Origin of the sequence: Accumulibacter sp., assembly GCF_036625195.1 — a bacterium.
Lineage (GTDB): Bacteria > Pseudomonadota > Gammaproteobacteria > Burkholderiales > Rhodocyclaceae > Accumulibacter.
Genome location: NZ_JAZKUG010000001.1, coordinates 4,403,036 through 4,416,322, shown reverse-complemented (window position 1 = coordinate 4,416,322; position 13,287 = coordinate 4,403,036). Strand labels below are relative to the sequence as shown.

The 13,287-nt window shown below is 65.5% G+C and carries 8 protein-coding genes and 2 pseudogenes; 8 read left to right on the top strand and 2 right to left on the bottom strand.

Features of this window, described 5'->3' with window-relative positions; all coding sequences use genetic code 11:
* Window positions 1-16 precede the first annotated feature (16 nt).
* Together V5B60_RS19515 and V5B60_RS19510 are read right to left on the bottom strand one after the other, a co-directional pair.
* Window positions 17-1,246, bottom strand: coding sequence for a CaiB/BaiF CoA transferase family protein (locus V5B60_RS19515; RefSeq protein ID WP_332349382.1), 1,230 nt, complete (start codon window positions 1,244-1,246; stop codon window positions 17-19).
* A 24-nt stretch (window positions 1,247-1,270) separates the two neighbouring features.
* The gene (locus V5B60_RS19510; RefSeq protein WP_332350650.1) at window positions 1,271-2,458 is read right to left on the bottom strand and encodes a CaiB/BaiF CoA transferase family protein; all 1,188 of its coding nucleotides are present in this window, start codon (window positions 2,456-2,458) and stop codon (window positions 1,271-1,273) included.
* A gap of 1,156 nt (window positions 2,459-3,614) precedes the next feature.
* On the opposite strand from V5B60_RS19510, the gene V5B60_RS19505 reads away from it, so the two are divergent.
* From V5B60_RS19505 to V5B60_RS19470, 8 genes and pseudogenes are all read left to right on the top strand, one after another.
* A complete protein-coding gene (locus tag V5B60_RS19505) occupies window positions 3,615-5,057 on the top strand; it encodes a DUF6986 family protein (RefSeq protein ID WP_332349380.1) in 1,443 nt (480 codons plus the stop codon).
* A 39-nt stretch (window positions 5,058-5,096) separates the two neighbouring features.
* Complete coding sequence (locus V5B60_RS19500) at window positions 5,097-6,773, top strand: acyl-CoA dehydrogenase family protein (protein ID WP_332349378.1); 1,677 nt, start codon at window positions 5,097-5,099, stop codon at window positions 6,771-6,773.
* A gap of 43 nt (window positions 6,774-6,816) precedes the next feature.
* Window positions 6,817-8,004 carry a MaoC family dehydratase gene (locus V5B60_RS19495; protein WP_332349376.1) on the top strand — a complete coding sequence of 396 codons (1,188 nt, stop codon included), beginning with the start codon at window positions 6,817-6,819 and terminating at the stop codon, window positions 8,002-8,004.
* 2 nt (window positions 8,005-8,006) lie between these two features.
* On the top strand, window positions 8,007-10,025 hold the full coding sequence (locus V5B60_RS19490; protein WP_332349374.1) for a protein meaA: 2,019 nt from the start codon (window positions 8,007-8,009) through the stop codon (window positions 10,023-10,025).
* 7 nt (window positions 10,026-10,032) lie between these two features.
* Entirely contained in the window at window positions 10,033-11,049 is a 1,017-nt protein-coding gene (locus tag V5B60_RS19485) for an ArgK/MeaB family GTPase (protein WP_332349372.1), read from the top strand.
* Window positions 11,050-11,061: 12 nt separating this feature from the next.
* A pseudogene (gene ccrA, locus V5B60_RS19480) lies at window positions 11,062-12,294 on the top strand (crotonyl-CoA carboxylase/reductase); the annotation flags it as partial.
* 24 nt (window positions 12,295-12,318) lie between these two features.
* A complete protein-coding gene (locus V5B60_RS19475) occupies window positions 12,319-12,816 on the top strand; it encodes a CBS domain-containing protein (protein WP_332350648.1) in 498 nt (165 codons plus the stop codon).
* 164 nt (window positions 12,817-12,980) lie between these two features.
* Window positions 12,981-13,247, top strand: a pseudogene (locus V5B60_RS19470) (alcohol dehydrogenase catalytic domain-containing protein); the annotation flags it as partial.
* Window positions 13,248-13,287: the final 40 nt, after the last annotated feature.

The following is a 13,287-nucleotide window of genomic DNA, read 5'->3' as shown; positions in this document are numbered from 1 at the left end:
GCTCGACTCCCTCGTGTCAGATGACGCGCTTGCGGCGCAGTTCTTCGATTTCGGCCGCGTCGAGGCCGAGCAGTTCGTTCAGCACCTCGTCGGTATGCTGTCCGAGGCGCGGTCCCAGGTGCCTGATGCGCCCCGGTGTCAGCGACAGCCGCGGCAGCACGGATGGCACGATGACCGTCTCGCCGATGTCCGGCTCGTCGATCGCGACCAAGTTGCGCCGGGCATGGAACTGCCGGTCGCCGAAGATGTCCGCGATGCTGTTCAGCGGGCCGGCCGGTGCGCCGGCGGCGAAGCAGCGATCGAGGATCTCGTCGCGATGCAGCGAGCCGCACCAGTCGCGGACTATCTCGTTCACGTCGTGACGGTTTTCCAGCCGTGTCTTCTGGTCGCCATAGACGTGTGGCGCTGCCAGCTCCGGTCGTCCCATGGCCGTCGCCAGCCGTTCGAAGAGTTTGTCGGTGACGCACGAGATCGCCACCCACTTGCCGTCATCCTTGGTCGGGAAGTGTCCGTGCGGACAGGCGAAATCGTTGTGCGTCGGCCCGTGCCGCTCGCGCACGCGACCGAACATGCCGTAAGCCGGCGCCAGTTCGTCGGTGCAGCGAAAGACCGATTCGTAGAGTGCGGCGTCGATGTACTGCCCCTGGCCGGTGCGGTCGCGATGGCGCAGGGCCATCAGGATGCCGAGGCAGCCGTAGAGGCCGGTGAGATAGTCGCCAAGCGTCGTCGATCCCGGTGTCACTGGTGTGCCGCGCGGCATCCCGGAGAGGAAGGCGATGCCGCCGACGGCGTGCGCGACGCGGGCAAAACCGGGCCGGTCGCGGTAGGGGCCGGTCTGGCCATAACCGGTGACGCGCAGCATGATCAGCCGCGGGTTGATCTGCCGCAGCACCTCCCAGCCGAGCCCCCACTTTTCGAGGGTGCCAGGGCGAAAGTTCTCGCACAGCACATCCGATTTCTCGATCAGCGCCTTGAACAGTTCGACACCTTCGGGCAGGCGCAGGTCGAGGGTCACCGATTTCTTGTTGCGCGCTTCGCTCAGCCAGGCGAGCGTGTCCTTGCGCCGCGTCGGCGTGCCGAAGTGGCGCATCGGGTCGCCGCCCTGCGGATTCTCGACCTTCAGTACCTCGGCGCCGAACTCGCCCAAGATGCTGGCGCTGTAGGGTGCGGCAATCACCGTCGCCGCGTCGATGACACGGATGCCGGCGAGCGGCAATCGGTTTTCCGCGTCGTCTGCCTTGGACATGGCCGTCCTCACTGTGCTCTCGGTTCAGATGATCCGGCGCTGCCGCAGGCGCCTGATCTCCTGCGCCGGGATGTCGAGCAACTCGCGCAGGATCTCGTAGGTGGCGTTGCCCAGGGGCGGACCGAGGTTGGCGATGCGGCCCGGGGTCTCGGAAAGGGTGGGAACGACGCCGGGGATGACGACTTCGCCGAGCCCTTCTTCGCACAGTCGGGCGAGGTTGCCGCGAGCCTGGAAGTGCTCATCGACGAAGATGTCGGCGATACTGTTGAGCTTGCCGACCGGCACCTCGCCGTCGATGCACCGTTTCATCACCTGCTCGCGGGTCAGCGAGCCAACCCATTCGATCACCAGCCGGTTGACCTCGTCACGTGCCGCCAGGCGCTGGCGCTGGTTGCCGTAGCGATCCGCGGCGGCCAGTTCGGGTTTGCCCATCACGGCAGCGAAACGTTCGAACATCCGGTCGGTCGTGCAGGCAATCGCCACCCACTTGTCGTCGACCGTGCGAAAGTGTCCGTGCGGCACGGCGACGAAGCTGCCGGCACCCTCCCGCTCGCGGACCTTGCCGAAGAGGCCGTAGGCCGCGGCGATCTCGTCCATCTGGCGGAAGACCGCCTCGTAGATGGCGATGTCGATGATCTGTCCCTCACCGCTGACTTCACGATGACGCAAGGCGAGCAGGATGCCGATTGCACCGTAGAGGCTCGAAAGGTAGTCGCCGAGCGGCGCGGTGCCCGGGACCACCGGGGTTTCCCCCGGAAAGCCGGCGAGATAGGACAGGCCAGCGAAGCCGTGCGCGATATGGGCAAAGCCCGAGCGCCGGCGGTACGGTCCGCTCTGCCCGTAACCCGAGACACGCAGCATCACCAAGCCGCGGTTGGCCTGTCGCAGTTCCTCCCAGCCAAGTCCCCACTCTTCCATCGTCCCGGGGCGGAAGTTCTCGATCAGGACATCGGACTTGGCGACGAGCTTCAGGAACAGCTCGACCCCTTCGCGTTGCCGCAGGTCGAGAGTCACCGACTTGCGGTTGCGGCCTTCGCTGAGCCACGCCAGGGTCGCGTCGTGACGCTTCGACGCCGTGCCGAAACGTCGCATCGGATCGCCGGCGACCGGATGTTCCACCTTGAGAACCTCGGCGCCGAACTCGCCGAGGATCGATGCCGCATAGGGGCCGGCGAGGAAGGTGCCGACGTCGATGACACGCAGGCCGCTCATTGGCAGCCGGTCACCGTCCAGCGGGCGTTCATGCTCCTCCTCGGACGACGGCCTGCTTGTCACGACCAGCTCGTCGCTCGCGTCACCCGTCAACGCAGCCTGCTGTCTGGCAGGCTTGGTCGAGGCTGGCTCCCCTGTCATTGCCGATCCTCCCTGCTGTGCGTCGCGTGATCCGGCCATCTCCGCCACCCCTCTCGGTCGCCGGCGGGCCACTGCGATCGTCGCGCGCCGGGCCCGAGCGCTGCGCAGATCGCCAGGCACGTGCCACCCGGCGCCGACGAAGGCTCGCAGTATAGTTTCAAAAAGCAGTCGCCGGTACAGGTTGCGTTGCCTTGTCGCAGTGGGCTGTGGGCAACCGGGCCACGTCTACGGTTTGCTGGTGACGGTCTTGCGTCCGGCAGGACGGCCATTGGGCGAGGTGCCCGAGCGACCGGCGCCGGCAACTTCCGGAAGTCGGAAAGCGGGCTGGAAAAGTGGTCGGCGATGGGCTATAGTGGTTTCGCTCTTGCGGGAATGGTCGGGTCGCCCTGTGTCGCGGGGTCGAGGCGTCGCCGTGGCACCCGCAGTGGCGGCAGTCATCCTCTGTGTGAAAGCGCGGTGGTGTGGGTCGCAGGCGTCTCAGGCGCCGGCAGAGGCAATCGGGGGGCAAGCGGAGCTGGGGCTGCAGGTGGCCCGCAGAGGGTTTCGTTTGCCGGACGACGACATTTGCGAGTCGAAGGTGGAACGGGACCGGCGAAGAGGAAGCCAGGGAGCAGCCTGTGGTTGCCGGGAGGCGTTCCCTCGTCCCCGATCCTGCAACGGCTCCGAATGGTGTGGTCCGACGTCAACCGGCGGCCCTGCCGGTGGCCATTCGCATGCCTGGTTTCTCAGTGGCGACGGCGCCTGCCTGGCGCGCGCGCCGCACGCATCCGGCTCGCTGCCGGAGGATTCGTCTCGCTGTCGCAGCGGCTTGCTCGCCGCCCCCATGACCAACTCGTCAGCCGCCTGCGACGGCAGTCCTGCAAACGCCTCTGCCTGCTGGTGGACGCCCGAGAGCCTTTCCCGATCACCACTTGCTCGGCCGAGCGCGGGCGAGGGGCTGCTCGTGCAGCGCTGGCGCGACTGGCACGCGAATGACGTATTCCCCTGACTTCAGCAACGATTACGGAGGCAACACATGAAGCTCACGCTGACCCCTGACGAACTGAACGCCTGCTATGGCGAGCTGCACGAGGCGAATGCAGCCTTCAAGGGGCATTACCCCGCGGATTCCTCCGAGCGGCAGCCGGTTCACACCGTTTACGGCGGCGCCAACCTGTTCAAGGCTGGCTTTGCCGGCAAGCTCGGCGAGGTGGCACTGAAGACCCTCGACACCTATGCGCCGAACTATCACGTCTTCGCCCGCGTTCTCGGTTTGCCGGGTGCGGAGACCCTGCCCAGCAACCCGGTCGAAATCGATAGCCTGACGCGCGCGCTGGAACACAACCCGGAGCAGGTGCGCGAGGTCAAGCAGGCGGCTTGGCTGGCGTTCACCGTCTATAACCGGGTAGTCAAGAAGCTGCGGACGGAGCCCATCGAGGACAACCGCGTCGACTTCGAGGACGGCTACGGCAATCGGCCGGACGACGAGGAGGATGGTCACGCCGTCGCGGCTGCGGACGAGATCGCCAGGGGGATGAGCGAGAACGTCCTCTCGCCGTTCATCGGCATCCGCATCAAGACTTTTTCCGACGAGTGCAAGGTCCGTTCGATCCGCACGCTCGACATCTTCCTCACCCGCTTGGCCGAGAAGACCGGCGGCCGGTTGCCGGAGAACTTCATCGTCACCCTGCCCAAGGTGACGACTCCCGAGCAGGTCGCAGCCTGCGCCGGCATCCTGGCGAAGCTCGAGGCGCGGCTGGGTTATCCGAAGGACTCGCTGCGCATGGAGATCATGATCGAAACGACGCAGTCGATCATCAACCACCGCGGCGAGAATACGGTGCCGCTGCTCGTTGCCGCCGCTGCCGGCCGCTGTCGGTCGGCGATCTTCGGTACCTACGATTACACCGCCTCGTGCAACATCACGGCGGCGCACCAGAGCCACACGCACCCCTCGTGCGACTTCGCCCGCCACGTGCTGCAGGTCAGCCTCGCCGGCACAGGCATCACGATCAGCGATGGCGCGACCACCAGCATGCCGATCGGACCGCACAAGGCGGCCGCCGGGGCCGTGCTCTCGCCGCAGCAGCTGGACGAGAACCGCGCCGTCGTGCATGGCGCGTGGAAGCTGCACTACGACAACATCATGCATTCACTGCAGCATGCCTACTATCAGGGGTGGGATCTCAATCCCGGGCAGTTGCCGGTCCGTTATGCGGCAGTCGACACCTTCTTCCTCAGTGGCCTGCAGGATGCTTCGGCGCGGCTGAACGCCTTCCTCAACAAGGCAGCACAGGCGACGCTCGTGGGCAATACCTTCGACGACGCCGCGACGGGCCAGGGGTTGCTCAACTTCTTCCTGCGCGGCATGGCCTGCGGTGCCATCACCGAGCAGGAAGTCCTGGCGACCGGGATCACTCTGGACGAATTGCGCTCGCGCTCGTTCGTCCGCATCGTCAATAACCGGACGCGGAAATAGACTCTGCTCCGGCACCACGCAACTGGAAAGGGATGTGTGATGACTGAGGTGAACTGCGGGATACAGGGGGCGTTGCCGTATCTCGATGCCGCCGATGCGGCAATCAGGAAAGCGCTGCTCTGGATGAAGCAGCAGTGCACAGGCAGCAAGGGCCTTTCGAGCGAGAAACTCGACGCGCAGCAGATGGCCAGCTTCGATCTCGCCTGGTGTGCCGCCGAGGCGACCGCCGCGCGTTTTGCTGCCGATTACGCAGCCAGGGTCTTGGCGGCAGGACAGTACGCCGAGGGCGTCTGCCTCGAGGAGCGGATGGCGCTGGCGTTCTGCGCCGAGGCCCTGCAGAACATCCACAACCGCTTGTGGGCGAGGCCGCAGAGTTTCGGTCTCGGCGAGGCGGACGTTGCCGCGCTCGCTTCGTCCGGCCTCAGCCGTTTCTGCCAGGCGCAGCTCGATGCCGCTCATCTCGAAGCGCTCGGTCGCGATGTCGTGGCGCTGAACGGTGCCAGCGGCGCCTACATGCTCAGCGACGACGCGACGATGATGCAGGATTCATTCCGCAAGCTGGCGACGAACGTGGTGATGCCGCTGGCCGAGGAGATCCATCGCCATGACCGGATCATTCCGCAGGAGATTCTCGAGCCGCTGACCGAGATGGGTTGCTTCGGGCTGTCGATCCCCGAGCGCTACGGCGGCATCCAGAGCGACGACCACGAGGATAACATGGGGATGATCGTGGTCACCGAAGAGTTGTCGCGGGGCTCGCTCGGTGGCGCCGGCAGCCTGATCACGCGGCCGGAAATCCTCAGCCGTTCGTTGCTCAAGGGTGGTACCGAGGAGCAGCGCGAGAAATGGTTGCCGAAAGTGGCGATGGGCAAGCCGCTGTGCGCGATCGCCGTCACCGAGCCGGATACCGGCTCCGACGTCGCAGCCATGCGCCTCAAGGCCAGCAAGTGCGAGGGTGGCTGGATTCTCGACGGGGTCAAGACCTGGTGCACAATGGCCGGCAAGGCCGGTCTGCTGCTCGTCCTCGCCCGCTCCAACCCCGACCGCTCACTCGGCCACAAGGGCCTCAGCATGTTCCTGGTCGAGAAGGACTCGTACGAGGGACACGACTTCGAGTACCGCCAGCCCGGCGGAGGCGTGCTCAGCGGCCGTGCGATCGCCACCATCGGCTATCGCGGGATGCACTCCTACGAGGTCTTCTTCGACCACGTCTTCGTTCCCGACGAGAACCTCGTCGGCGGGCCGGAGGGCGAAGGCAAGGGTTTCTACTTCACCATGGCCGGCTTCGCCGGCGGCCGCATCCAGACCGCGGCGCGCGCCATCGGCGTCATGCAGGCAGCCTTCGAGAAGGCAGTTTCCTATGCCCAGGAGCGTAAGGCGTTCGGCAAGCCGATCGGCGACTTCCAGCTGACGCGCGTCAAGCTGGCGCGCATGGCGACGCTGCTGACCGTCTCGCGCCAGTTCACCTATGCCGTCGGTCGCCTCATGGACCAGGGCGGCGGGCAGATGGAAGCGAGCATGGTCAAGCTGTTCACCTGTCGCACTGCCGAATGGTTGACCCGTGAGGCGATGCAGATTCACGGCGGCATGGGCTACGCCGAGGAAACGGCGGTCAGCCGTTATTTCCTTGATGCGCGCGTGCTGTCGATCTTCGAGGGTGCCGAGGAAACCCTGGCCCTGAAGGTCATCGCCCGCTCACTGATCGACGCCGTCTGATACGGGCTGGCGCCGCCACTGCGTCTTGCAAGAGGAGGTTTCCATGTCGCAGGCAATTCGTTTCCGACCGCAGGTCGAACTCGCGCCGAAGCTCGGGGTGGCCGTCGACCAAGTCCGTCATCCGCACTATGGCCGCTATCTCGAGGAGTTCGCGCCCGGACAGGTCTTCGTCCACCCGCGCGGCTTCACTTTCTTCCGGGCGCAGATGGAAGCCTTCGCACGCACCTACATGCAGTGCAATCCGCTCTACCTGAACGAGGAGTTCGCCCGGGCGAGCGGCTTCGACGGCCTGCCGGCGTCGCCGCAGATGGTCTTCAACGTCGTTCTCTCGCTGGGCGTGCAGAACGACTCGGAGAAGGCGATGGCCAACCTCGGCTACTACGATGCGCAGTATCTGCGGCCGGTGTACGCGCAGGATACGATCCGCTCGCTGACCAAGGTGATCGATCGCAAGGAACGCGGTGCCGGCAAGCCGGGGATCGTCACCATCCGCACGCTGGGGATCAACCAGAACGAGCAGGTCGTGCTGCAGTACCAGCGCAAGATCATGGTTGCCGGGCAGGGTGGTAGGCCGCCGACGACACCGTTGCCGGCGTCGGCGGACGGGCTGATGCCGGCGTTCCCGTGGGTCGATGACGCCGAGGTCTTCCTGCCCCGTTTTCCGGCCGTCCTGCCTGCCGGGCTCAGCGGTCCGCGCTCGTGTTTCGAGGATTTCGCGGTCGGCGAGATCATCGTCCATGCCAATGGCCGGACGATCACCGACGAGCACCTGGCGCTGACCTATGCGGTCGGCAACACCCACCCACTGCATTTCGACCGCGTCTTCAGTTCGGGCCTGTCGGGCAAGATGAGCGGCGATCCGATCGTCTACGGCGGCCTCGTCTTCGCCTGGCTGGAGGGACTTGCCAGCCGCGATGTCAGCGACAACAGCGTCTGGGAGCTCGGTTTCACCGAGGGCTATCACACGCAGCCGGCGATCGCCGGCGACACCGTTGCCGCGCTGTCGCGCGTGCTGGCGTGCGAGGAGGCTCCGGGCGACCTCGCCGCCCGCTTCGGCGTCGTCAGCTTCCAGCTCATCGGTGTCAAGAACGTCAGCGCCGCCGCCGCGCTGGCGAGGCATGGTGCCGATCTGTTCATCAAGGAGAACGACAAGAAGGATCTCGGCAAGGACAAGATCGACGAGAAGATTTTTGAGATCGAGAGGCGTCTCTTGATCAGGAAGAGGAGATAGTCATGGTTGCCCCGCGCAGGAAGAAGGACCAGCCGTGGTTGATGCGGACCTACAGCGGTCACAGCTCCGCCAGAGCGTCCAACACGCTCTATCGTACGAATCTCGCCAAGGGGCAGACCGGCTTGTCGGTCGCCTTCGACCTGCCGACGCAGACCGGCTACGACGCCGACAGTCCGCTGGCGCGCGGCGAGGTCGGCAAGGTCGGCGTGCCGATCTCGAGCATCGAGGACATGGATCAGTTGTTCGACCAGATCCCGCTCGACCAGATGAACACCTCGATGACGATCAACGCCACCGCGGCGTGGCTGCTGTCGCTGTACATCGGTCTCGCGCAGCGGCGAGGGATCGATCCGAAGACGCTCAGCGGCACCACCCAGAACGACATCATCAAGGAATACCTGTCGCGTGGCACCTACATCTACCCGCCGGGTCCGTCGATGCGGCTGATCGCCGACACGATCAACTACACGGTGAAGAACGTGCCGAAGTGGAACCCGACCAACGTCTGCAGCTACCACCTGCAGGAAGCGGGGGCGACGCCGGTGCAGGAACTCGCTTATGCCTTGTGTACCGCCATGGCGGTTCTCGACCGGGTCAAGGCCTCGGGCGAGATCCCAGCCGACGAGTTTCCGCAGGTCGTCGAGCGGATCTCGTTCTTCGTGAATGCCGGCATCCGCTTCATCGAGGAATGCTGCAAGCTGCGGGCTTTCGGCGAGATGTGGGACGAGCTGACGCTGACCCGCTACCAGGTGCAGGATCCCAAGCTGCGCCGCTTTCGCTACGGCGTGCAGGTGAACTCGCTGGGTCTGACCGAGGCGCAGCCGGAAAACAATGTGCAGCGGATCGTTCTCGAAATGCTCGCGGTCGCGCTTTCCAAGCGCGCGCGCGCGCGTGCGATCCAGCTGCCGGCATGGAACGAGGCGATGGGTCTGCCCCGTCCGTGGGATCAGCAATGGGCGCTGCGGATACAGCAGGTGATGGCCTTCGAGACCGACCTCCTCGAGTATGAGGACATCTTCGACGGGTCGCCGGTGATTGCCGCCAAGGTCGCCGAACTGGTCGAGGGCGCCCGGCGCGAGATCGAGAACGTCGATGCGCAGGGGGGCATCATTGCCGCGATCGAGTCGGGCTACATCAAGCGCGAACTGGTCGGCAGCCACATGAGCCGCCTGCGTGCCATCGAGGCGGGTGAGCTGAAGATCATCGGCGTCAACTGTTTCCACGAGACCGCCGAGTCACCGCTGACTGCCGGCAGCGATGACGCCATCATGAAGTCCGACCCAGCGGCCGAGCGGCAGCAGATCGAAAGGCTACAGGAGCATCGGCGGCAGCGCAGCGATGCCGACGTGCGCGCTGCCCTGCAGGGGCTGGCCGACGCGGCGAAGACCGGTGACAACATCATGCCGAGCTCGATCCGCTGCGCGCTGGCCGGTGTCACCACCGGTGAGTGGGGTGACTCGCTGCGTGCCGTGTTCGGTGAGTTCCGGCCGCCGACGGGGGTCGACATCGCCATCGACAGTCGCGAGGTGCTCGGCAGGAAGGACCAGGTGACCGACCTCAGGGAACGGGTGGCCCGTACCGGTAGCGCGCTCGGTCGGCCGCTGAAGATTCTCGTCGGCAAACCGGGGCTCGATGGCCATTCGAACGGCGCCGAACAGGTGGCGGTGAAGGCACGCGATGTCGGTTTCGAGGTCGTCTATGACGGCATCCGGCTGACGCCGCAGCAGATCGCCCAGGCGGCGCAGGAAGAGGGTGTGCACGTCGTCGGGCTGTCGATCCTCTCGGGAAGCCACATGGAGCTGGTCGGGTCGGTGCTGCAGGAACTGCGTGCCCGCGATCTGGCGGGCGTGCCGGTGGTCGCCGGTGGCATCATCCCGCCGGCCGACGCCGACCGGTTGCTGGCGCTCGGGGTGCGCGCGATCTACACGCCGAAGGACTTCAACCTGAACGCGATCATGGGCGACATCGTCGACGTCGTGCGGGAAAGCAACGGTCTCGAGCGGCTCGGGTCGCTGTCCTGAGAGGTCGATGAGGAATCCCGGCCTTCCCGATCCCGAACGGCTCGCAACCCGGATCCAGTGCGGTGAGCGGGCAGCGGTTGCCAGCGGACTGAACCTGCTGGACAACCGGCTGCCGGCGGCACGCAGCCGCGCGGTGCGGCTGCTCGCGTGCCTGTCCGGCGAGCGTTGGCTGAGCACCGGGCACCTGATCGGGGTCACCGGTCCGCCGGGCGCCGGCAAGTCGTCGCTGGTGTCGGCGATGATCCGCGAATGGCGGCTCGCCGGCACGACGGTCGGCGTGCTGGCGGTCGATCCGTCGAGCCGGCCGCAGCTCGGGGGCGGCGCGCTTCTCGGCGACCGCATCCGGATCAAGACCGTAGGGCAGGACGACGGGCTCTTCATCCGCTCGCTCGCCAATCGCAACCAGTTGGGTGGCGTCGCCAGCGAAGTGTGGCCGATGAGCTGGCTGATGCTGGCCTGTTTCGACATCGTCGTCATCGAGACCGTCGGCGTCGGCCAGACGGAGATCGACATCGCCGAGATCGGCGACACCGTCTGCTATGTGGCGCAGCCAGCGTCCGGTGACACGATCCAGTATCTCAAGTCGGGCATCATCGAAATCCCCGACATCTTCGCCGTCAACAAGGCTGACCTCGGCGCCGCAGCCCGCAAGACGGCGAGCGAGATCGGTCGCAGTGCCCCGCGGCAGGATCGCCGCGAGGGGTGGGATTACCCGGTCTGCCTGCTGAGCGCGACCATGCAGACCGGGATCAAGGAGTTTCACGCGCACTTCGATCGACACCGACGCTTCCTCGTCGCGGCCGGCCTCCTTGAGCGGCAGCGCAGCCAGCACCAGAGTGCCTGGGTGTTGCGGCTGCTGAAGGAGGAGTTCGGCACTTTCGGCCTGGGGCTGGTCGGCGGCCGTACCGCCATCGAGGAGCGGCTGGGCGCGTGTCGATCGAGTCAGTTCGAGGAGTACGAGCATATGCGAGAGCATATTCTTTCCCGTTTGCTGTCGGTCAACCAACCGACCCTTTCACCATAAGAGGAGCATCTGATGAGCAAGCAACTGTATGCACTTGGCGAACTGCCTCCTTTGGGCGAAGTCCCGGAGAAGATGCACGCCTGGCTGATCCGCCCGGAGCGCTTTGGCAAGCCGACCGAGGCATTTCAGAAGGAAGTGGTCAACACGCCGTCGATTGCCGATGACGAAGTATTGGTCCTGGTGATGGCGGCCGGCATCAACTACAACAACGTCTGGGCGGCGCTCGGCATCCCGGTGAACGTCATCGCTGCGCGCAACAAGGGCGGCGAACCGGAAGATTTCCACATCGGCGGCAGCGACGCTTCCGGCATCGTGTACAGGGTCGGCAAGGACGTCACCCATGTCAAGGTCGGCGACGAGGTGGTCATGCACTGTGGCCAGTGGAGCCGCAACTGCGACTGGGTGAAGAACGGCGGCGATCCGATGTACTCGCCCAGCTTCCGCATCTGGGGCTACGAGACCAACTTCGGCAGCTTTGCCCAGTTCACCCGGGTGCAGGGTCACCAGTGCATGCCGAAACCCAAGCACATGACCTGGGAAGAGTCGGCAGCCTATACGCTGGTGGCAGCGACCGCCTGGCGGATGCTGCACGGCTGGGGCGCCAGTTCGATCAAGAAGGGCGATGTGGCGCTGATCTGGGGGGGGGCCGGTGGACTCGGGTCGATGGCGATCCAGATTGCCAAGGCGGTTGGCGCCACGTCGGTCGCCGTCGTCTCCGGCGAGGACAAGTACGACTACTGCATGAAGCTCGGCGCCAAGGGCTGCATCAATCGCAACGAGTTCGACCACTGGGGCATGTTGCCGCACTGGAAGGACAACGCCGGCTACGCCAAATGGCTCAAGGGTGTGCGCGCCTTCGGTTCGAAGATCTGGGACATCCTCGGTGAGCGGCGGGCACCCAACGTCGTCTTCGAGCATCCCGGCGAGACGACGATTCCGACTTCGATCTTCGTTTGTGAAACGGGTGGCATGGTGGTCGTCTGTGCCGGTACGACGGGCTATAATGCGACGGTCGATCTGCGCTACCTGTGGATGCGGCAGAAGCGCCTGCAGGGTTCGCATTTCGCCAACGCGGTGCAGTCGAACGAAATGAATCAGCTGGCGCTACGCGGCCAGCTCGATCCCTGCATGTCGCGCGCCTTCAGCTACGAAGAATTGCCGATTGCCCATCAACTGATGCACGACAACAAGCATCCACACGGCAACATGTCGGTGCTGATCAGTGCCACCGGCTTCGGTCTCGGTGCGAGCGGCAAGGCGCCGGTGGCAATGGTCCATCCGACGCTGCCCAAGGGCGACGTGCATACCACGCCGGCGCCGTACCCGATGTCCGTTCCGCTGCCAGGCATCGCCGAGGGCGAACCGATCACGATCGCCGACGACGGCACCCGCGTCCGCGACCTTATGCATTTCGGCATCATCTCGTGCTCGCCCGACGACAATGTCGGTTCGGTCGCCAAGATCATGGTGGACAAGGAAATCCACGCGGTCATCGTGATGGACCCGGACGGCAAGGCGATCGGTGTCGTCTCGCAGACCGACATGGTGCTGGCGCGGCAGGGCCGGACCGCGGAGCAGGCGCGGACGATGCTGGCGCGGGAGGTGATGACGCCCGGCTGCGCGACCTGCGACGCCGACATGCTGTTGAGCGACGCGGTCAGCCTGTTGACTGCACGGCGGATGCATCGCCTGGTCGTCACCGAGAACGATCAACCGGTCGGCGTCATCTCGATGACCGACGTCGTGCGCAAGATCATCGGCGAATGAGCTGCGCTTGTTCGAGTTGATCCGATGTCGTGTTTTCCCCTCCCTTTGCCGGGGAGGGGAATGAGCACGAGTCGTGGCAACGTCGCCGGGATCCCTCCGGCTCCCTTCCTTGCGGTCACAGCAGGGAAGGGCGGCCACATGCCCTGACTGCCTGAGCCCCAGCCATGAAAGCCATCGTTTGCCATGCGCTCACCGGGCCCGATGGGCTGCGCCTCGACGATGTTGCCGAGCCTCGTCCCGGTCCTGGCCAGGTGCGCATTCGCGTTCGCGCCTGTGGTGTCAATTTTGCCGACAGCCTGATCACCCGCGGCCAGTACCAGAAGCAGCCGCAGCCGCCGTTCAGCCCGGGTTTTGAAGTTGCCGGCGAGGTTCTCGAACGCGGTGCCGGCGCGCAGGGTCTTGCCGTCGGTGATCGGGTGATTGCCCTGACTCCGCACGGGGGTTACGCCGAGCAACTGGTCGCCGATGTGA